The organism is Nostoc sp. C052 (assembly GCF_013393905.1).
In the GTDB taxonomy this organism is placed as follows: Bacteria; Cyanobacteriota; Cyanobacteriia; order Cyanobacteriales; family Nostocaceae; genus Nostoc.
The window spans coordinates 152,111-170,464 of record NZ_CP040278.1; the positions used below are offsets into that span (position 1 = coordinate 152,111).

The following is an 18,354-nucleotide window of genomic DNA, read 5'->3' on the forward strand; positions in this document are numbered from 1 at the left end:
TTAGTCCGAATTTAAAACAACTTCATCTGGAGTAACTTGCTCCGACAATACTCGCTTGGGTAATCCAAATATTGCTGTCACCCTATCCTTTGGGGATGCGGGGTCGGGGTCTAAAATTAAAGGCACTCCTTGAAAAGAATTGACCAACGCCTCTTGCGACATATTCTTTTCCATTAGGTAATGGCAAAGGCTTACATAAGTCACGGAGCCAACAATTAATAAATCTGGATCTCGATAAAACTTTGTCCGAAATTCGGCGATCGCCTTGAACGTCGCATTCACCGTTGCGTAGTCCACGTCGATATCGTAAATTGACTGCTTCGGGGTTGATACCTCTGGGTATTCTGAATTCATTTTTATGACTCGCTCAATGCTTCTAATTGTGCCAGAAGTTTTTCTATCTTTGCTTTTTTACGGGGATCTTCCCACGCCTTGGATTTCTTAAACCGTCCGAAAGCATCATCAATACGTTCTTTTAATACCCCCGGTTCTGGTTTACCACTTGAACTTGACTCTTCCACCCTTTGGGCAATTAAGCTCTTAATCTCGCCAACAGACAGATTGTTTGCGATCGCAATTTCTAGGATTTCTTTCCTAATTACATCATTCTTAACTTTGGAGATCGCAACACCTTTGGTAAATTCTAATTTTCCTGAGCGAAGCATTTCCATAATGTCGGCAGTTAGTTTTAATAAAGGCAAACGTTTACGAACGAACGAATCCCATCTCATCGTTCCTATAATCGTAAATATTTCCTCAACAATTAGAGTTTGCGAGTTACCCGACACTTGTCGGGTAACTTTACCTTTTAGTTCGTTTTCCATCCTGTACAGGAGTTTAACTACTTCAGGTATGCTGATTTCCAATTCCAAAGATAGAATTTCTAGAATCCCCTCAGTCTCTTCTAGGGGATTTAAATCTTCTCGTTGGAGATTTTCGACCAAGCGGATTTGACGCATGGTAGCGTCATCCATTTCCTTGGAAATGATTGGAGCTTTCTGAACCCCTGCCATTGTTCCGGCGCGATAGCGTCTTTCCCCTGCTACCAATTCATAATTGCCATCGGGTAAAGGTCGTACAAGTAAAGGTTCTAAAATGCCAAATTGCTTAATCGAATGCGCCAACTCTTCCAGCTTTTGTGGGTCAAAATATTTTCTGGGTTGCGACGCGGGGATTTTGATTTTACTGAACTCTACTGTAGCAACATCGCTATCGTCTTTAGGAGATATGGTGCTATTAAATAGCGGGTTGATAGTAGGTTTCCTTAAGGAAGCATAAGGTTCTTCTCGCTTGTTGGTAGCCATATCAACCCCTAAGCTTTTCTAAAGCATTAGCGATCCCTTGCATAATGGTTACGGCAGGATGCCTCTTGTCGTAGAGCGCTAAGGGCATCCGGCGCTCGGAAGCGTCGGCAAATACAATTGTCTTAGGTATGGCTGGATATACAGGGCCAAATTCGGCTAATTCTTTTTGAACTGCATTATAGGTGCGCGATTCCTGGGCGGTTCTGGCGTCCAACATGGTTGGGATAAACCCAGCTATCTCTAAATCAGGGTTGGTGTTGGCTTTGACTTGGGACACAGTGTCTAGAAGCAGTTCGGTTCCCTTGAACGATTTGAATTGACATTGAATGGGAACCAGAATATGAGTAGCAGCAGTCAGGCTGATGATGCTGAGTAATCCCAAACTAGGGGGGCAATCAATCAAGATAAAATCGTAATTTTCTTGTATGGCTTTGAGAGCATTTTTCAATCTGTACTCTCTGGCGATCGCGCCAGCGAGTTGTAGCTCGCAAGCCGACAAGTGAATGTTCGCGGGAACAAGACTTATGCCATTGATTAATTCTGGTTGAATTGCCAGGGGTTCCTTCACATCCAGGATGGTCTGCATAATGGTCGCTTGCAAGTCATAAGGCTCTAGCCCCATGAATGTTGTCAAGCTTGCCTGCGGGTCGATATCTATGAGGAGAACGCGATTTTTGAGTGCGAGGTGATAGCCCAAATTTTGAGTTAAGGTTGTTTTGGACACCCCACCACTTTGGTTGAATAGGGCAATAATTGGAGTTATAGTCACAATTTTTAATTTGCGGATGTTTTTTGCATCCAATCGTTAGACGCTTTCCGTGAGATTAACATAGAATGTTATTCCACTGAAAGCATTGTTGTGAAATTTGACAAAAAATGATATCAGATTTAGAAAATCTCGATACTTACGGTAGTTACCCTGAAGCCGTTGACGAGCATCACTGGGTCAAACTCTTTAGAGAAATTAAGGCTGAAAAGTATAACATTTTATACATAACTAAAATATTGCCTCAGTATATACTAGTAGAAGCTAAAATATAAAAATAGCCCCACTGACCAATTAATTTGGTTAGTGGGGTTGTTTCTTAGAAGGCAGAGGTTTTAGGGAAACGAGTGGAATATTAAGATGCTTCTAGAAATATATGCTTTATTCTGTCTAGCTTTAATTCGGGTTGTCCCAACAGTTCGTTTGGGACGTTTTTTCCTGCGTTTGACTTTGATATTGTGAATTTTTTTGTGGCAAGTATTGCACAATGTGACTAGATCCTCAATATGCTGGTCTTCATAACCTCGATGTTGATAAGTTCGATGGTGAACTTGCAAATTAGTCTTGGCATTACAAGTTTGGCAGGCATATCCCGCTCGTTTGAGAGCTAGTTCGCGAACAGATTTCCAAAAGTCAGACTTCAGGTAGGTCGGATATGGGAGTTTCTTCAGAGCCTCGCGTTTCTGTATCGACAGCCTCATTTTTGATAATTGTTCCTGGAACTCCCTTAACTACTAGCTCTCTTTTTATCCTTTGAATATCGCTTATGTCTTCAGCTATTTCGAGAAACGCAAGTGTGAACTACCTACACTGACCTGACGGTACAGTGTAGGCTTCCTGTCCAACAGAAAGCGCAGTAGTGGATTTCTTGCGTCCTCCCTTACTCCGACTTACATCTGGACAACAGGCTTTATCCCCCGTTCCAGAGGTCAAAATTCGTAGTCCCTCATCTCTGAGGTTAATGCTTGCGTTCACATCCCTCCATAAATAGAACCAGTCTGCTGCAAAATTAGCTTTTTGCAAATCTTCGTCGCAGTGTCGAGTTCTTCAGCCATCCTTCTCCTTAGTACTATAGAGAGCATAACAACTTTGGCTACAAAAACATTTTTTATCGATAAATACCGGAGCTTCAGAATCATCTTTGCAAAAAGCGCGATCGCAGCAAAGGCAATCAAAGTTCCAGCCATCCTGCATCAGGGCTTCGCGAGGTACATGACCTAACTCTGCATATTTATCGTATTCAGGCGATCGCTCTACCTCCCATCTGCTACATAGCAAGACAAGTTCTTCCTGCTCTGGAAAAACTACGTCAGCCCATTTGCCATCGCCAACCCAATAAGCTAATTTTGATTTTTGATTATCCCTGTTGTGCATCGTCTATTCCGAATCCTTGGATATACTTTCTCTACGCCACCTTGAAAATTGTTCTGGTTGGTCGAGCAGTTTTTAAATTTATTTCTCTATATATGCACATACCGAGAACACTTTTGATATCATTCTACTTATCTTCTGATAAAAATTATGCCTAAGACTTGGATTATTAAGATTGATAACTATCTTCAGGCGAGTTCGAGTTGTCTGATTGCCACGGCTCAAATCGACGGATTTCCAACCGACCTTCCCCTAGAACCAAATATTCGAGAGCCTAACAAAAAAAGCACGACATACAGACAAGTTTTCGACTCGCTGACTACTCAGCCCGAAAGATTTTTTGAACGCCACAGCGGCATTGTCTTGTGTGCGAACAAAGTTGCTATTACCAAAAATAGAACTCAACTTGAATTAGAGATGCTGGAAGCTAGCGAAGGGGGCAGCGACGGCATCATCAATGGAGGACATACACTACTGGCTTTCCAGCAAGCTAATGCATACAAATACGATCTAACCAAGGGCAGAGTTAAAGTTACAATTCACATCGGACTAATGGAGGAAGAAGCAAAAGACATAGCTTTAGCTTCAAATACTTCCTCTCCTGTGGACTCTCGCTCGAAGGTGAATGCCAGGGGGGACTACGGATTTATTAAGCAATTTTTAGCCAATTTAGAACTGAAAGAAGATAGAAAATTTAGAATTGCCTATTATCAAAATCAAAGTGGCGTTCCCAAAAATTCTCAATGCAACATCAACCATTTGTTCAAGTTGATGAATTGCCTAGATAGAAACAGATACAACCCACAGACCAATAAAAAAGCAAAGCATCCAACCGGGACAGCTTGTCCTTCCCAAATCACCGATACAGAAAGGGAGAGGCTAACCCGCTTGCTTCCCTTGCTACCCAAAGCGTTGCATATCGAGCAAAGACTTTATCAACTGATTGAAAAACATATTACGAGTCCCAAAGCCAGGGGGATTAACAATTTAGCCTCAATCGACATTCGCAAAAGCACGTTGTTGCCAGATAGCAGATATTCCTTCGGCTTTGGCGCACCAACTGATATTGCATTGCCGATAGTTGCGGCTTTTCGAGTCTTTCTGGATGAAAAGTATTTTTGGGTTATTCCGTTTGAAGAATTTGCCGAGGATTTCCTTCAACAAGCTTGGGAGCAATATCGTAAATATTTGATTTCGGAAAAAAGCTTGGGTAATACCGTGGGAACGAAGATTTGTCGGAGTCAAGAGATTTGGGAAAGTATGTACGTGCTGGCCCAAAGTTACTTGAATAAACACCTGCTGACCATCGTCAATTCTGATACTCACAAAAATCGTCCGCATTTGATGTTGAGTGCTAGCTAACAATCAAGTCATTACTAGTTGTTCGAGTGGGATTCGATGGCGAATCCCATCAATTTGAGCTAATTTCTCCAAGGGGTCAATTTCTACAATTCGGAAGGGTTGCATCCACTCCAAATGCCCCGGACATTTACGCCAGTTTACAACTACTCCAGGGCTAATTCCTAGTTGCATCGCTTCGCACATAGCAAGAGATAGTAATCTTAATTTCTCTTGTCCATGAGTCGTGTTGCAATATAACTCGCATTGAAGCATATATTTCATTTTAATTTCTTCTACATCATCAACCAAGCGGTGAAATCCCATAATCTTCCACCAAGGGATATATTCGCCTTGATCGCTTTTCCCAAATTCTTTCCGCATCATTTTCTCAATCCAAGCAGCTTCTTGGATATTGTCAGGATTTTGACAATTTTGCCGTAAAAAACGGACATAAAGTTGCTGATAATAAAGTTTAAGTTTGTTGTCGTCTTGAAAAATAGCACCTACAGACCACTCATCCGATGGATAATATTTATATTTTTCGTAGAAAATTCTTTCTGCTTGGAGAATAGAAAATTCGGGACGATTTTTCAGCCAATAACAATTGTAAATGTATCTGCGAAAATATTTTACTTGCTTTTTCTGCTCTGGATCTAAAAGTTCTCCAAATGGCTGCATCGGCAACACTTCCCAATCAGTTTCATAGAATACGTGTCCGCAGGATGGACAAATTCGTAAGTATTTAAAGATGACTGATTGGCAATTCGGACAAGTTTTGTATTCAGGTTCTTCGCTTCTTGAATCATCTTTGCCACTAGGGCATAAAGGAGTTTCTCGTTGTTTTGTATGAAATCCCAGACGTTTAAAATTTTCACCAAAATCTAAAAAGTAGCAATCATCCTTATTCTCAAATATCCTTAATCCTCTGCCACACATCTGTACTAATAAAGCAACACTTTTCGTTGGTCTGGCCAAAATTACTGCTCGAACACTGGGTTCATCAAAGCCTTCACATAGCACTCCCACTGAAACCAAACAATGAGTGATGCCCAACCTAAATCTCTCAAATATATCATCTCTTTCCTTGTCTGGAGTGTCCTTTACTATGAATTCAGCGCTGACCCCATGCTCTAAAAATTGTTGGGTCAGATTTATAGTTTGCTCAATTCCACTGCAAAACGCGATCGCTTTTCGGTCTGGGCAATGCTCCAAATAATTCCTCACAATTTCACTGTTATATGTAGCATCGCAGGCTTTCCGCATTGATTTCTGAGTGTAGTCACCATCCTTGCCCTTGTCTAGCTGTTTGAAATCAATTAACCCATCAAAGCCGAATTGCCGCGATCGCGCCAATCTATTTGCATCTATCAACTGTTGGGGGAATGCTGTTTGCACAACAGCTTGAAACAAGTGACAAAACCCTTCTGTAGCCTTCGACCTCCAGGGAGAAGCGGTCAGACCTAGAAAATAACATTTAGAAAGTGCCAAAATTCCATTGCTATAAGTTTCTAGAATCTTTTGAGAATAAAGCTTATAAAAACCAGTAGTGTGAGCCTCATCTACAATGACTAAACCAATGCCTGATGGTAATTCCCGATTTTGGAGAGTTTGTACCATTGCTATCTGTACAGACTTGGAATAATCAGGAGGTTCTGGCCAATCAGCCCAAATTACGCTAACATCGATACCGTTGCTTTGAAGAATTTTTACTGTTTGTTTGACTAGCTTGCCGCGATGGACAAGGAACATTACGCGACGCTCTTTCTTTACAGCATCAACGATTGTCTTGACAGCCATAACTGTTTTCCCGGCTCCGGTCGGGGCATAAATCACCACGGATCTTAGCCCCATCCGAAAGAATTTATAGGCTTGAGATATTGCTTGTTTTTGATAGTCTCTTAGTTCATACTTTCCCCCTGGCAAAAACTGTTTACCAATTTCAATATTCTCCATAATTTTATAGAAGTAGTTACTACTACAATTATGCAAGGAGAAAAGAAAATCTTTGAATAAGTATGAAAAAAGCCAGTGTTGCTTCCTGGCTTTTGGTGTCTATTTTTGTCTAATATATATTAACTTTAAAGTACTCTATTTACCCCTTTTACTCTTATCTCTTCTTAATACTTTTGCCACCTCTCTAATTGGTTTTAGTAAGATGGCTCCCATTGCAAAATATAGCCATCTGCTAAAAATTCTCTGATTTTATCGATATCTTTAGCTTCTAAGAAATTTAAAAAAGTTAATTGATGCCAGTTGATTTCGTATAGAGTCGTAACCACCTTCTGCATCAACCGTTCCTCCGACATAGGTATTCAAGCTTTCGCACAGCAATCGACAATCTTCTCGATTACCAATATTCAGTATTTGCGTCAGATCGTTATCCTTACAAGCCCATAACTTGCCTTGCATTCCCATGTTTCCTGTTCTGTCCCAACTTACCCTTTCACTGGTTAAGTAAAACTTTCATCATTATTGCATAAGGATTTGCAGTAAAACTTGATTTCAGCGATCGCGTGTTGCTGAAAGTCTTATATATCAAAGCAAGTGGTATTAATCGTAGATTATATCGGATAAAAGATAAGGGTATCTTATTTTGTGTTCGCTAAAACAGAACACCCTGCGATCGCCCAGTCCTTTTACGGAATTCCGTGGTGTTACTTGAGCAGGTTCAACAGCAGGTATGATATTCCGGTTAAGCCAAGCAGATTATAAAAACACTCTTTAAACTTCGTAAGGATTCAGGTGAAGCCTAAAATGTAATTTAAAGCTTAGTTTTGCCGTACTTTAAAGTTTGATTTTGCCACTACATTGCCTCAATCGCGGTAAATCTGTTCCACGAATATCCATAATTTAAAGCCTGAGTTTGCCGGAATAGCAATTTTAAAGTTTGACATTGCCGAAATAGTCTGAACTGTTATGGTGTTTTTTATAGGTAAAATTGTATAAAACTTCAGCTATTTCCAACGTCATAAGAGCGAAAAATATGAGAGTTGGCTTCTACTGATTGGCGCACTATCTCAAGCAGCGTGTCGTTATCTTCGTCTGCGATCGCTCTCAGCATTTTGTTGGCGGCATCGGGTTTGTTACCTAAATACAGTCCCACTACCATTTTTTCTGCCTCTTCGGCTGAAAATTCTTTACGACAAAGAGCGACGATCGCTTCTTTTCCTAAATCCGATTTTACTATCTGCAAAGCCTCTTGATATTTGAACCACACTTTTACTCTGGGGTAGGCGACAAGCCCTAGTGAAGTGAGTCCAACAATAATCCCTGTTATGGCAATGGTGTCGGGCATTTTACGAAAGAATAAGGGTATGGAGATTTCACCGAACCTTTGGCTAGCTGACAATGCTACGGTACAAACCTCTGAACACACAGATCGTACACGATAGCAAATATTATTGCCTTAGCGATCGCCAAAACCTTTTACGGAATTCCGTGGTTTTCTCCAAGCAAGCTCAATAGTAGGTATCATATTCAGGTTGAGCCAAGCAGATTGTGAAGATGGCTAAAGCTAAAGAGATATTGGCAGCATTGCAACAGATAGAGCCAGGGGAGTATGTAGGCTTTGCTTCAGTGCGTGTTTACGAAGATATAAGTTATTTGACATGTAAAGAACAGCGAGATGTTAGTTGGTGGGAAAATCAAAATTTAGCTTAAAGCAGAAGAAGCCCCACATCCTACCCGCTAGGGAGGTGTGGGATGAATTCTGGGCAATAAGGAATTGACCAACAAGCGATATTAAACGTAGTTTAATCAGCAATGTTGGTCGATGACGAATTGCCTCTCTCTGGGATTTTCAACGAGTCAATAAGTTCTTCGACAACATGAGTCATTGTCGTATCCTTTATCGTCGCATACAGCCGTAACTTATTTAATCTGCGTTCACTCATTCGCATTTTGAACCATTCTGTTTTCATTCTGTACCCACGTATTACCTACATCCATGATATTATAGGATAACAAAGGAGGTGATAAAAAGTGTTGAAAGCAGTTAAGGTCAGGCTATACCCAACAATCGAGCAACAAGAAAGTCTAGCCAGATCGTTTGGTTGTGCAAGATGGTATTGGAACTATGCACTTAATGCTTGCATTCAACACTATGGGCAAACTGGGAAGTCGCTAAAAATGAGTGAATATAAGGGTTTACTACCTCAACTAAAAGTAGAGTACCCTTGGTTAAAACAAGATTGCTATTCGTCAGTTTTGCAGTGCGTAGCCATTAATCTAGACAAAGCTTACAAAAACTTTTTTGATGGACGGGCTAAGTTTCCCAAGTTTAAATCAAAATTTGATAGGCAGTCTATTCAGTATCCGCAAAGTGTCACTGTTGTAGGTGAGAAGTTAAAGATTCCTAAAATTGGTGAAGTGAAGTCAGTCTTTCACAGAAAAGTTTCGGGAATAATTAAAACTGTCACCATTAGTAAAACTCCTAGTGACAAGTACTTTGCCTCAATCTTGTGCGAGGTAGAGGTTGAATTGAATCAACCGAGTGGAGATAAAATACTCGGTATTGATCTTGGGCTAAAGGACTTTGCAATTGTCCATGATGGACAGGAGTTTACCAAGTATTCCAACCCAAAACACCTAAAACGCCACGAGAAAAATCTAGCTCGTAAGCAGAAAAAGTTTGCCCGAAAAGTTAAAGGAAGTAATTCTAGAAATAAACACAAAAAGCTAGTAGCTAAGGTTCATGAAAGAGTATCAAATTCCCGCCAGGATTTTCTGCATAAACTCAGCAGAAAATTGGTCAATGAAAGTCAAATTATTGTTGTGGAAAACCTTCACATCAAGGGAATGGTACGGAACCGTAAGCTATCGAAAAGTATATCTGATGTGGGCTGGGGGATGTTCGTCAATTTCCTTGATTACAAGTTAAAAGACTCTGACGGTCAGCTTGTTGGAATAGATAGATTTTTTCCCAGTTCAAAAACTTGCTCATGTTGTGGTCATATTGTTGATGAGTTGCCGCTAGATATCAGAGAGTGGGATTGCCCGAAGTGTAAATCTCATCACGATAGAGACGGGAACGCCAGTCAGAACATCAGAACAGAAGGTATTCGGATATTATCTATGGACGGAGGGAACCCCGTTCTTGCCGAGTCGAGGCAATGTAAGACCAATAAACTGCAAAGTGGAAAGGCTATTGTCGATGAAACCGGAAGCCCACACTTACTCCGTCAGGAGAAGTGTGGGTAGTTCACAGCCTCCAATAATTATTGAATTCTCAAGCTAAAATTTGATTGATTAAAGACTGTTTGAATAGGAGATGTCACGATGTCGGAAGCAAATATTGATTTTCCAGCAGTCAGAGAAATTGCAGGTATTCAATTCCAATTTGGAGAAAACGAAAACCAATTCTACTACCAGACATTCGCCGAGGGATTAATCTACAACATCGCTAGGAATAAAAATGAATCGTATTGGTGGATTTGGTCGCACTTAGGAACATCAGTCCTTACCCTGAATAAAACTTACGTCCCCTGTTCGATCCCAGGATTGCAAGACGATATTGAGTATGTGTTGTATGCAGTAGCTTTGTATATAAATAAGGGGATAAATCCACATTTCAAAAAAAGGCAAGAATTGTCTTTTATGTTTAACTTAGAAGCAGAGGTGTTGCAAGCTGTCAGACCAGAAAGTTTTGATGAGGACTTACTTGCATTGATTCAAGCGTACAATGCCGAGCCAATTAAAGCTTTCTCATTTCCAGATGGGAGTCATTTGGTTTGGGATAACGACAATCAATTAATAGAAAACCCAGAAAAGTTGGATTTGACATCTCTGGTGCAATCAGAAACTTCTTTGTTGTTAGAAGAAGTGAATAATTTTGTAAAAAGACATAAACAAAATAACTGAAAAAGAATAATTACCCAAAAACGATCGCCTTGCACTAAATTACAAAGTTTGCCAGAACTTCAGGCATTCTTTAAAATTCGGGCATTCCCCAGCAATAAAGGCTCCAGACATCGATCTACAATTAAAGTCGATGGGACAACCTCCTAATTTGAGTTCTTCCTCTTGCTTTTGCTTGATTTGCTGCTGGCGTTCAACTCGCTCTTGCTGTGCCTGGGCTATCCTACTTTGCCGATTAAGCACAGCTTCCCAGATATAGCGTCGCCAGGGCTGTGGCAAGTCTTCAGGATTGCGATTGAATAAGGTTACTTTTTCTAAAAAATCAATTTTTAACTCCCATCCTACATTCAATCTCCAGCCATACACATCTCGATATTCGCGATCGTTGTGATAGTAGTTATAAGGATGCTGCCCCCAGCGGACAAGCTGAATCATATAATCGCTCCAGAGTTTCTGCCTGATAATTTGGGACTCTGGCAATAAAAGTGTAAATCGGCGATCGCTATTTTCAGAGAATTTATACCATTGCCGATCTAAATATTGGCATATATCCCGCCATTGGCATAATTGTTCGTAGCTATCCATAAGCTTTCTAATATTAATTCTGATGCTTTATGAAGCTTGGTTTTAGTGTAGATTACCTCCATTTATTTAGTAATCACATTTAAGAAATATTACAATAGAAGAGTACTAGTTATGTGCAAATATAATAGTTTGATTTTGCGCTTAAGTGGAGAAGTAAGATGATTTTATCTGTTATCAATGAAGATTGTGTGAAAGTAGGAGAAGTTGAAGCTTCTAAGGAATAACAAAAAGATGTCTAAAAAATCTAAGAATAGTTCAGAGAAATCAGAGAATTATATGCAACAGGGCTATAATTCTGTTCAAACTGGCACCACCCCACCTGCTGACTTGACAGAGCAGCAGAAGCGGGAGTGGGATGCTGGAGTAGTTGATGCTGCTCGTCAGTTGATCGATTAATATTATCAGGGAAGGATTTAAACCCTTCCCTTTATCATTGGAATAATGAACGACACAGATCCCGATTACTACGAAGATGAAAATCATGGTTACTGGCTTTTGTCTCCAGACTATGAGTTTCAACAAAGAATGATAAGAATGAGTGACGCTGCCTGCAAAGCAGGTATAGCGTGTTCGCTTGAGGACAATCCAAACTATTCTGATATACCATTTTAACGACGAAACCCACATTACTAAACAGTAATGTGGGTTTCGTTATTTTATTTAATTGTGCAGGTGTCTACTTAATACATGACCAAGTAAGATCCACCATATTCATGAAATTAATTCGATCTTTGGCAATACGTTGAACAAAAATTTCTTGCTTGTCTGGAACGATGGCTTGATATACTATTTTCATCGCATTAGCTGTAGTCTGATCGATAATTACTGGCTCGTATTCATCGTAACCTTGATTGAATTGAAAATGTCCTTTCTCATCAAAACTACCTTCATCGGGCCAGACGAAACATAGGTAAGTATCTCCTTCCACTATATCTATCAAGCGTTCTATGCTGGCAAAAACAACTTTTTGTCCAGACTGAATTTCTAATGGTCTTACAGGACTTCCGTAGTAATCCTCATCTTCTTTTGCTTCTTCAAACAAGTCAAAAATACTAATTGCTTTTTCAGGCATATTATTATTCATTGGAATCCTTTGGTTAAACTTTTGTTAGCTAAGTGTAGCTATATATACTATAGCATTTTACGTAATAACATAACGCAGATATAAGCAAAGTCTAATTCGTAAAAGCTTAGTTAGCGATCGCTCTTTCTAGAAAAGCATAGAAATATGAATTTTTCTGGTTTATTTTAATTAGTAAATAGTAGCTACTTGCGAGTTGTCTAATCGTTTCTATGACAATAAATGCACTAAAATAGAAATAAGTATGGAGGATAAAATGCTTAACCAACACACAGGACAAGAAGCCATAAAATTTGTGATTTCAGATATACATGGCAAGATATTGCAGTCTTCTCCTAGTTACCACGGCACGACATATCTAGTTGCTAAGGATGGAGGAGGTAAAAAAATACTATCCCTAAGTCTAGAAGAACGTGCTGAAACAATCTATTTTATAGTCGAGTTTTCTGGAGAAACTCGACTCATGGCTTTTGGATTTCATTTGTCGGCGTTGAAATGTTATGCTCAAGACATTTTCAACAGAGCTTTGACTTTGGATTTTCAAGATTTTGATCCCTCTTTACAAGAGAATGCCCAAGTATGGGCAGAAATGCAAAAGACTAGTTTTGATTATCCTGAATTTAAATCGGCGAATCTTTTTGCCAAGTATGCTTTTGACAAAAATCACTTTTTGATTCTAGGAGATAAATTACTTTGGACAAACAATTGGGCAGAGGAAGATAGGGAGGATGCTCCAAAATGGAGTATGTCATTTTTTACAAAAATACCTTCTTTAGCTTCTAAAGCTTGTATGGAGTGGTCTAGCTTGGCTGACATATACCCCAGCTAGACTGTTATTAAATACATCCAAAAATCATTCAATAATGTTTAACCCCAGAATTCATTTTCTGGGGTTTTTTATATTTTGTTTAAAACCAATTCGCTTCAGCGTATCTTGCAGCGTTAATTATCTGCTTCTAAGCATTAATATATAAAAAGTCCACAAAGAAACGAAATGCTGAATAGATACACAAGTCAGGAAGGTATTCGCTTCGCAATCAAGGATACCAAATTATTTACAAATCCTAGTTTTGGCTATCACACTACTATCGTTGCCTATGACGGTGAGGGTAAAAAAATATTATCTTTATCAGCTAAGGAATATGCTGATGCTGTATATTTCGATATTGTATTTTGTGGGGAAACGCCTAATGGCACCACTGGTTTTGCTCTCTTGTCCTTAAAGAATAAATGTCAAGAAGTTTTTGACAGAATTTTAGTTTTTGATTTCCAAGATTTTGATTCTTGCTTAAATGAAGTATACCCAACTTCTGTATTTAAGCAAAGAACAGCCATTGGTAGAACTTCTACCCGATTTAGTTCTGCCAATGACTTCGCAAAAAACGTTTTTAAAATGAATTGTTATCTGCCACTTAATGGCAGGATTCGCTGGGAGAATAGTTGGGTAGAAGAGAATGAAGATTACGTTCCAAGATGGAGCATGAGTTTCTTTGTTCTTATCCCATCTTTGGCTCTTAAAGGGTCGTGCAATCTCTCAGAAATGTATAAAAATTGAGAATTTTTATAACGCGATCGCAGGAATAGAGGTGAATACAAGTTTGCCTCTATCCTGCTCAATAAGTTTAATTAAACGCTATTTTGCTATACTTAAATAGGTGCTATTTTAGATATTTTGTTACTAATATAAATAGCATTAAATGGAGAATAAAATAATGCAGCCAACCAAAAAAAGAAAAAACAAACCGCATTTTATTGGACAATACAACGAAATCACTTATGTAGTTATTAAAAGTAACACAGTGATTTACCAAGCTGGTAATAGTCCACTTGAATCGACTACATTTGTAGATAAATCGGAGGGGGTAGGTAAAGATATGATGAAAGATTTTTGTAAAACTACCACCAAAGAATTAGCAGAAGAGAATGGTGGAACCCTTGATTATATTTTTGTAGAAAACTTTCATCTTTCTACTTATGTCGGGTACGTGGAGAATGTTTATACTTATGTCGAATACGTAGAAACTTTGCACTTAAAGTATCCACCTTCTAAACTAAATAAAAAATGAAATATACATTCCACGGCAAAGAATATCGCGCCCAATTAGAAGTTACCGACTGGCGAATATCTCCATCCAAAAAAGCTGGAGAACCAGATTGGTTAGTTAGACAAAAGCAAAACCTGTCTCAAGACAAGGTTTCCGTATCCGTTTACATTTTGCCTCAAACCATGAACCCCAATACCCCTTTTAGAGGGCATACTAAAAGTACTCAAAGCGTTTTTTATCAAACGAGTAATGGAAAAGATTTCCCTGAAGTTTTTGCTCAAGCTTGGAGGCAAGTGAAAAGGTGGACTGAACTCTCCGATGACGATCTGCCTAAGAAATTTCATAAATATAGGATGTTATGAACAAAACAAATTCACAGAAAACTGTTGAAAAAATTCAAAAAATGTTAGCTCTTAGCCAATCTTCTAGCGAAGCTGAAGCATTGGAGGCTTTCAAAAAAGCCCAAGACCTAATGCTTCGCCATAATCTATCGCTAACAGATTTAGAGAGGGCAAGCACTCAAAAACCAGCGAAATACGTTCTCTACCGTAGCGGAAAGCTAAGAGTTTGGAAGAATATTTTAGCTGTGGCGATCGCCGAATCGAATCATTGCCTTTGCTATTTGCAACGGGGAACCTCTATTTCGGTATTTGGAGTCATTGGTAGACGAGTGAACGCCGATGCTGCCAGGATTCAGTTTGAGTACTTGGTGAATACCATTGAAAATTTAGCAAAAGAAGCTCAAGGCGATCGCAGATATAAGAGTTCCTTGAAGTTAGGTATAACTGCGACTCTGCATCGGAGGATTGCAGAACTTATCGAACAGCAGAAAGAGGAAGGCATCTGTGCTGATGAAAATTCCCCAAATTCCTCAGCGCTGGTTGTACGTTCGCTGTATGAGACGCTGCTCCAAGAGAACTTGCGATTTACAGAAGAAATGCCCAAAGTAAAGCAGAAGCCAAAGAAACCTGTGGTGACTTCACCCGAAGGCTTTCTTCACGGAATTGAATTAGGAGAAGATGTTTCTCTTGGACAACAACAAGATAATTCAACTACTAGTCCGCTATCGTAACTTTATGAGGCGAAAGAGAAGTGTAAAAACTTTTTCTTTCGCCTCATTTTTTGTTTTATTATGACTTTAGACTGATATTTGTCAGGTTTTGAAATGGAAAAAATTACTTGTGCTGGATGTCTGCATGGAGTGATGATGTGCCAAAGTAATCCTTGTATCCTCACTCCCGAAGAAGCCAAAAATTTAATCGATAAAGGTTTCTCTGATAGGCTAATGATTGAATGGTGGGACAAGGATGGAGACAACAACCATCCAGAGTTTTATTTTATGTCTTGTGCGATATCGGGATACGAAGGCATATTAGCTCCAGAGCTTCCCGAAGACCCCCAGCTTCTTGATTCCTGGACTAAAGGGAAATGTACATTTTTGAATCAGGATAATTTGTGCGAATTGCACGATTTGAACTTAAAGCCACTAGAAGGGCATGTGGCTTGTTGTCACAAAAGTGATGCCGAAGGACTAATTCTGCATCACGCGATCGCCCAACAATGGAATACTCCCCAGCATCAAGAATTTGTTAGACAATATTCTATGCAGAAAATTTTTCAAGCTGAGGAGGAAAAAGTTCGTACCTCAATGATTTTCATCGATCGCTAAGTTACTGAAATTACTTTGGTTGATTTTACTCATTTATGACTACTTACACGAAAGAACAATGGTTGGCGCAGGGTAACAAGTTGTTTGGCAACAATTTTTTGGATTGGAGATTTAAATGCCCATCCTGTGGATATATTGCTTCTGTCCGCGACTACAAGGATGCTGGAGCGCCGGAGAATTCAGTTGCTTTTTCTTGTGTAGGTCGATGGATGTCAAATTCTAAAGAGGCTTTTGTCAAGGATGATCGTAACCTCCCTTGTAACTATGCTGGAGGAGGCTTATTCCGACTTAACCCAGTAGAAGTAGAGGGGAGCAAGTATTTTGAGTTTGCAGCCAACGATCCCTTAAGCAATTAAACATCTAACTATTACGGAATTCCGTGGTAGCTCAACTTTATTAAGACCAAAGTCACAAAAATGCCCAAATCATTAAAAGAGAAATTTATTTGCGATCGCTGCGCTGGGGATATCCAGCTTCCTGCGAAAATCAGCAGAAACATCAACATTCGTTTCCCTGGAACTTGCCTATCTGAATGCCCGATAGCTGCTTCTCTGCTAAAGGGATTGCCACTTAAAATGGACAAAGCTTTTGCTCGATGAAACGTTTTTTTATCTCCCTTTTGCAGCTTTACAGGAGAATGCTTTAGCATTAATATTTTGTAATTAAGATCGTCATCTGTTAGAAAAACTAATTAGATGATGGCACTTTAGCAAAAATTAGATATTAATAATTATGCCTAAAACTGTAGATATGGTTAAGGACTATTTACAAGAAATTTCTTCTTACCCTCTGTTAACTGCAACACAGGAGATAAATCTTTCGAGGCAAGTGCAGCAGATGATTGCCTTGTTAGACCAGAAAAAAAAGCTTGAATCAAGGTTGCAACGAGAAGCAACTGATGCTGAATTAAGTAAAGCTACGAAGAAATCTCCAGCAGAGATTTCTTCGATTATCCGAGATGGGCAAGCGGCTAAAGAACAAATGGTTGTGGCTAACTTACGGTTGGTAGTTTCCATTGCAAAAAATTACCAAAATCGGAAAGTAGAATTTTTGGATTTAATTCAAGAAGGCACATTAGGGTTGGATCGTGGAGTCGAGAAGTTTGACCCCGACAAGGGATTTAAGTTTTCTACTTACGCTCACTGGTGGATAACACAGCACATTACCAGAGGAATAGCGGAGAAATCGCGGACTATCCGTCTGCCAATTCATTTGACTGAAGCTTTGAACAAAATCAGAAAGCACGAACGACAATTGGCGCAAGCCTTGAGGCGTAATCCCACCTTGGCGGAACTTTCCCAAAGTACTGGTTTACCTCCTGAGAAAATTCGTAAATACTTGCAATGTTCTCAACCTCTTATTTCTCTCGAATTGAAAATTGGGAAAAACAAAGACAATGATTTATCAGAGGTTTTGCCAGTTCCCGACGAAAACTTGCCAGGACATATCTTAGAGCGAGATATGTTATTAGATGAGATAGAAAATATATTGAAGTGTCTAACTCCCATACAAAGAGATGTGATCGTTTGGCGGTATGGATTAATAGACGGCAACGAACTTACTCTACTTGAAATTGGAAAAAAACTTGATTTGGGTAAGGAGCGAATTCGCCAAATTCAATATCAAGCACTGGCTGTTTTACGAAATAAAAAAGATTACATTAGAAGTTGTTTGGATTAGTTGGCTGCAAGGATTATAAATTGTATTGCGTTATACTAGTATTAGGTATTAATGGAGACAAAATGAAGCACGGCTATAAGATTACAGTTGCGAGTAACAATGAGATTGCGATTCAATTAACTGACAATGCATCCGAGGCTAACTTTTATCCGCCTCAATTTATCGGATATCTAGTAAGTATGCTTGGATATCACGATACGATTTTCTATCTCATGTCTTATTTGTTTAATAGTTCTCAAAAAAAGCCATCTTTAATTGAAAACTTTGATGTTACTCAGTTTTGTCTGGACATAAAAGAAGTCTACAATCGTCACTTCCCAGAGCAACCTCCGCAGGGAATCGATGGCTGGGGCTATGTAGATGAGAAAGAGTACGAAATCTTCCTACTCCGCATCAACGGAGAACTAGGTGACGATACTTTTTTGGGTGGTAATCCTGCCAAACAAGAATTAGCCTGGGATGCTTATCGAAATCCTGCTAAGTACGACGCAATAGTTAGCGCTCCAAATCAATGGAAGGACTATGATGGCAGATTCTGCCAAATTTACTTGGTAAGAGTTCCTGCTAATGCTGTCTTATCAAATGCAGATTAAACAACCCAGAATGGACAACTAATTATTTATCTAGCCATTAAAATATGACCATTTAAAACTTTA

At 39.3% G+C, this 18,354-nt stretch carries 26 protein-coding genes and 1 pseudogene; 15 read left to right on the forward strand and 12 right to left on the reverse strand.

Going from position 1 to position 18,354, the window contains the following annotated elements; all coding sequences use genetic code 11:
• From FD723_RS40560 to FD723_RS40580, 6 genes and pseudogenes are all read right to left on the reverse strand, one after another.
• A complete protein-coding gene (locus tag FD723_RS40560; RefSeq protein ID WP_179070811.1) occupies window positions 1-354 on the reverse strand; it encodes a hypothetical protein in 354 nt (117 codons plus the stop codon).
• 2 nt (window positions 355-356) lie between these two features.
• The gene (locus FD723_RS40565) at window positions 357-1,304 is read right to left on the reverse strand and encodes a ParB/RepB/Spo0J family partition protein (RefSeq protein ID WP_179070812.1); all 948 of its coding nucleotides are present in this window, start codon (window positions 1,302-1,304) and stop codon (window positions 357-359) included.
• Between the two features lies 1 nt (window position 1,305).
• Entirely contained in the window at window positions 1,306-2,073 is a 768-nt protein-coding gene (locus FD723_RS40570) for a ParA family protein (protein WP_179070813.1), read from the reverse strand.
• 332 nt (window positions 2,074-2,405) lie between these two features.
• The gene (locus FD723_RS40575) at window positions 2,406-2,771 is read right to left on the reverse strand and encodes an HNH endonuclease (RefSeq protein WP_179070814.1); all 366 of its coding nucleotides are present in this window, start codon (window positions 2,769-2,771) and stop codon (window positions 2,406-2,408) included.
• A gap of 100 nt (window positions 2,772-2,871) precedes the next feature.
• Window positions 2,872-3,051 (reverse strand): annotated as a pseudogene (locus FD723_RS43770) (RNA-guided endonuclease TnpB family protein); the annotation flags it as partial.
• A gap of 66 nt (window positions 3,052-3,117) precedes the next feature.
• Window positions 3,118-3,444, reverse strand: a complete 327-nt coding sequence (locus FD723_RS40580) for a hypothetical protein (protein ID WP_179070815.1) — start codon at window positions 3,442-3,444, stop codon at window positions 3,118-3,120.
• Window positions 3,445-3,591: 147 nt separating this feature from the next.
• On the opposite strand from FD723_RS40580, the gene FD723_RS40585 reads away from it, so the two are divergent.
• The gene (locus FD723_RS40585) at window positions 3,592-4,803 is read left to right on the forward strand and encodes an AIPR family protein (RefSeq protein WP_179070816.1); all 1,212 of its coding nucleotides are present in this window, start codon (window positions 3,592-3,594) and stop codon (window positions 4,801-4,803) included.
• A gap of 3 nt (window positions 4,804-4,806) precedes the next feature.
• On the opposite strand, the gene FD723_RS40590 is transcribed toward FD723_RS40585, so the two are convergent.
• The 3 genes from FD723_RS40590 to FD723_RS40600 form a co-directional block, all read right to left on the reverse strand.
• Window positions 4,807-6,735, reverse strand: coding sequence for a DEAD/DEAH box helicase (locus FD723_RS40590; protein ID WP_179070817.1), 1,929 nt, complete (start codon window positions 6,733-6,735; stop codon window positions 4,807-4,809).
• 261 nt (window positions 6,736-6,996) lie between these two features.
• Window positions 6,997-7,191, reverse strand: coding sequence for a hypothetical protein (locus FD723_RS40595; protein WP_179070818.1), 195 nt, complete (start codon window positions 7,189-7,191; stop codon window positions 6,997-6,999).
• Window positions 7,192-7,732: 541 nt separating this feature from the next.
• Complete coding sequence (locus tag FD723_RS40600; RefSeq protein ID WP_179070819.1) at window positions 7,733-8,077, reverse strand: hypothetical protein; 345 nt, start codon at window positions 8,075-8,077, stop codon at window positions 7,733-7,735.
• Between the two features lie 209 nt (window positions 8,078-8,286).
• On the opposite strand from FD723_RS40600, the gene FD723_RS40605 reads away from it, so the two are divergent.
• From FD723_RS40605 to FD723_RS40615, 3 genes are all read left to right on the forward strand, one after another.
• Window positions 8,287-8,442: a hypothetical protein gene (locus FD723_RS40605; protein WP_179070820.1), complete on the forward strand. Its 156-nt coding sequence runs from the start codon at window positions 8,287-8,289 to the stop codon at window positions 8,440-8,442.
• A gap of 321 nt (window positions 8,443-8,763) precedes the next feature.
• Window positions 8,764-9,981 carry an RNA-guided endonuclease TnpB family protein gene (locus FD723_RS40610; RefSeq protein ID WP_179070821.1) on the forward strand — a complete coding sequence of 406 codons (1,218 nt, stop codon included), beginning with the start codon at window positions 8,764-8,766 and terminating at the stop codon, window positions 9,979-9,981.
• Window positions 9,982-10,059: 78 nt separating this feature from the next.
• Window positions 10,060-10,641 (forward strand): hypothetical protein, encoded by a 582-nt coding sequence (locus FD723_RS40615; RefSeq protein ID WP_179070822.1) that lies wholly within the window; start codon window positions 10,060-10,062, stop codon window positions 10,639-10,641.
• 39 nt (window positions 10,642-10,680) lie between these two features.
• On the opposite strand, the gene FD723_RS40620 is transcribed toward FD723_RS40615, so the two are convergent.
• Window positions 10,681-11,223: a hypothetical protein gene (locus tag FD723_RS40620; protein ID WP_179070823.1), complete on the reverse strand. Its 543-nt coding sequence runs from the start codon at window positions 11,221-11,223 to the stop codon at window positions 10,681-10,683.
• 231 nt (window positions 11,224-11,454) lie between these two features.
• On the opposite strand from FD723_RS40620, the gene FD723_RS40625 reads away from it, so the two are divergent.
• Window positions 11,455-11,619: a hypothetical protein gene (locus tag FD723_RS40625; protein ID WP_179070824.1), complete on the forward strand. Its 165-nt coding sequence runs from the start codon at window positions 11,455-11,457 to the stop codon at window positions 11,617-11,619.
• A gap of 45 nt (window positions 11,620-11,664) precedes the next feature.
• Window positions 11,665-11,835 carry a hypothetical protein gene (locus FD723_RS40630; protein WP_179070825.1) on the forward strand — a complete coding sequence of 57 codons (171 nt, stop codon included), beginning with the start codon at window positions 11,665-11,667 and terminating at the stop codon, window positions 11,833-11,835.
• A gap of 64 nt (window positions 11,836-11,899) precedes the next feature.
• On the opposite strand, the gene FD723_RS40635 is transcribed toward FD723_RS40630, so the two are convergent.
• Window positions 11,900-12,307, reverse strand: coding sequence for a hypothetical protein (locus tag FD723_RS40635; RefSeq protein WP_179070826.1), 408 nt, complete (start codon window positions 12,305-12,307; stop codon window positions 11,900-11,902).
• 253 nt (window positions 12,308-12,560) lie between these two features.
• Here FD723_RS40635 and FD723_RS40640 point away from each other — a divergent pair, with 253 nt between their 5' ends.
• The 7 genes from FD723_RS40640 (at window position 12,561) to FD723_RS40670 (ending at window position 16,374) form a co-directional block, all read left to right on the forward strand.
• Window positions 12,561-13,133 (forward strand): hypothetical protein, encoded by a 573-nt coding sequence (locus FD723_RS40640; RefSeq protein ID WP_179070827.1) that lies wholly within the window; start codon window positions 12,561-12,563, stop codon window positions 13,131-13,133.
• A gap of 165 nt (window positions 13,134-13,298) precedes the next feature.
• The gene (locus FD723_RS40645) at window positions 13,299-13,859 is read left to right on the forward strand and encodes a hypothetical protein (protein WP_179070828.1); all 561 of its coding nucleotides are present in this window, start codon (window positions 13,299-13,301) and stop codon (window positions 13,857-13,859) included.
• A gap of 157 nt (window positions 13,860-14,016) precedes the next feature.
• Entirely contained in the window at window positions 14,017-14,370 is a 354-nt protein-coding gene (locus tag FD723_RS40650) for a hypothetical protein (protein ID WP_179070829.1), read from the forward strand.
• Window positions 14,367-14,711, forward strand: coding sequence for a hypothetical protein (locus FD723_RS40655; protein WP_179070830.1), 345 nt, complete (start codon window positions 14,367-14,369; stop codon window positions 14,709-14,711). Before FD723_RS40650 ends, FD723_RS40655 begins: the two co-directional genes overlap by 4 nt.
• Window positions 14,708-15,421: a DUF2786 domain-containing protein gene (locus FD723_RS40660; protein ID WP_179070831.1), complete on the forward strand. Its 714-nt coding sequence runs from the start codon at window positions 14,708-14,710 to the stop codon at window positions 15,419-15,421. The genes FD723_RS40655 and FD723_RS40660 overlap by 4 nt, the downstream gene beginning before the upstream one ends.
• A 93-nt stretch (window positions 15,422-15,514) precedes the next feature.
• Window positions 15,515-16,018, forward strand: coding sequence for a hypothetical protein (locus FD723_RS40665; protein WP_179070832.1), 504 nt, complete (start codon window positions 15,515-15,517; stop codon window positions 16,016-16,018).
• 35 nt (window positions 16,019-16,053) lie between these two features.
• The gene (locus FD723_RS40670; RefSeq protein WP_179070833.1) at window positions 16,054-16,374 is read left to right on the forward strand and encodes a VVA0879 family protein; all 321 of its coding nucleotides are present in this window, start codon (window positions 16,054-16,056) and stop codon (window positions 16,372-16,374) included.
• Between the two features lie 11 nt (window positions 16,375-16,385).
• Here FD723_RS40670 and FD723_RS40675 read toward each other — a convergent pair whose 3' ends face one another.
• Complete coding sequence (locus FD723_RS40675; RefSeq protein WP_179070834.1) at window positions 16,386-16,667, reverse strand: hypothetical protein; 282 nt, start codon at window positions 16,665-16,667, stop codon at window positions 16,386-16,388.
• 83 nt (window positions 16,668-16,750) lie between these two features.
• On the opposite strand from FD723_RS40675, the gene FD723_RS40680 reads away from it, so the two are divergent.
• Both FD723_RS40680 and FD723_RS40685 read left to right on the forward strand, forming a co-directional pair.
• Window positions 16,751-17,698 (forward strand): sigma-70 family RNA polymerase sigma factor, encoded by a 948-nt coding sequence (locus FD723_RS40680; protein WP_179070835.1) that lies wholly within the window; start codon window positions 16,751-16,753, stop codon window positions 17,696-17,698.
• Window positions 17,699-17,760: 62 nt separating this feature from the next.
• Window positions 17,761-18,291, forward strand: a complete 531-nt coding sequence (locus FD723_RS40685; RefSeq protein ID WP_179070836.1) for a hypothetical protein — start codon at window positions 17,761-17,763, stop codon at window positions 18,289-18,291.
• Window positions 18,292-18,354 lie beyond the last annotated feature (63 nt).

Coding starts and splice junctions, on each gene's coding strand:
- FD723_RS40560 (WP_179070811.1), bottom strand. CDS start 354: ATGAATTCAGAATACCCAGAGGTATCAACCCCGAAGCAGTCAATTTAC.
- FD723_RS40565 (WP_179070812.1), bottom strand. CDS start 1,304: ATGGCTACCAACAAGCGAGAAGAACCTTATGCTTCCTTAAGGAAACCT.
- FD723_RS40575 (WP_179070814.1), bottom strand. CDS start 2,771: ATGAGGCTGTCGATACAGAAACGCGAGGCTCTGAAGAAACTCCCATAT.
- FD723_RS40580 (WP_179070815.1), bottom strand. CDS start 3,444: ATGCACAACAGGGATAATCAAAAATCAAAATTAGCTTATTGGGTTGGC.
- FD723_RS40585 (WP_179070816.1), top strand. CDS start 3,592: ATGCCTAAGACTTGGATTATTAAGATTGATAACTATCTTCAGGCGAGT.
- FD723_RS40590 (WP_179070817.1), bottom strand. CDS start 6,735: ATGGAGAATATTGAAATTGGTAAACAGTTTTTGCCAGGGGGAAAGTAT.
- FD723_RS40595 (WP_179070818.1), bottom strand. CDS start 7,191: ATGCAAGGCAAGTTATGGGCTTGTAAGGATAACGATCTGACGCAAATA.
- FD723_RS40600 (WP_179070819.1), bottom strand. CDS start 8,077: ATGCCCGACACCATTGCCATAACAGGGATTATTGTTGGACTCACTTCA.
- FD723_RS40605 (WP_179070820.1), top strand. CDS start 8,287: ATGGCTAAAGCTAAAGAGATATTGGCAGCATTGCAACAGATAGAGCCA.
- FD723_RS40615 (WP_179070822.1), top strand. CDS start 10,060: ATGTCGGAAGCAAATATTGATTTTCCAGCAGTCAGAGAAATTGCAGGT.
- FD723_RS40620 (WP_179070823.1), bottom strand. CDS start 11,223: ATGGATAGCTACGAACAATTATGCCAATGGCGGGATATATGCCAATAT.
- FD723_RS40625 (WP_179070824.1), top strand. CDS start 11,455: ATGTCTAAAAAATCTAAGAATAGTTCAGAGAAATCAGAGAATTATATG.
- FD723_RS40630 (WP_179070825.1), top strand. CDS start 11,665: ATGAACGACACAGATCCCGATTACTACGAAGATGAAAATCATGGTTAC.
- FD723_RS40635 (WP_179070826.1), bottom strand. CDS start 12,307: ATGAATAATAATATGCCTGAAAAAGCAATTAGTATTTTTGACTTGTTT.
- FD723_RS40640 (WP_179070827.1), top strand. CDS start 12,561: ATGCTTAACCAACACACAGGACAAGAAGCCATAAAATTTGTGATTTCA.
- FD723_RS40645 (WP_179070828.1), top strand. CDS start 13,299: ATGCTGAATAGATACACAAGTCAGGAAGGTATTCGCTTCGCAATCAAG.
- FD723_RS40650 (WP_179070829.1), top strand. CDS start 14,017: ATGCAGCCAACCAAAAAAAGAAAAAACAAACCGCATTTTATTGGACAA.
- FD723_RS40655 (WP_179070830.1), top strand. CDS start 14,367: ATGAAATATACATTCCACGGCAAAGAATATCGCGCCCAATTAGAAGTT.
- FD723_RS40660 (WP_179070831.1), top strand. CDS start 14,708: ATGAACAAAACAAATTCACAGAAAACTGTTGAAAAAATTCAAAAAATG.
- FD723_RS40665 (WP_179070832.1), top strand. CDS start 15,515: ATGGAAAAAATTACTTGTGCTGGATGTCTGCATGGAGTGATGATGTGC.
- FD723_RS40670 (WP_179070833.1), top strand. CDS start 16,054: ATGACTACTTACACGAAAGAACAATGGTTGGCGCAGGGTAACAAGTTG.
- FD723_RS40675 (WP_179070834.1), bottom strand. CDS start 16,667: ATGCTAAAGCATTCTCCTGTAAAGCTGCAAAAGGGAGATAAAAAAACG.
- FD723_RS40680 (WP_179070835.1), top strand. CDS start 16,751: ATGCCTAAAACTGTAGATATGGTTAAGGACTATTTACAAGAAATTTCT.
- FD723_RS40685 (WP_179070836.1), top strand. CDS start 17,761: ATGAAGCACGGCTATAAGATTACAGTTGCGAGTAACAATGAGATTGCG.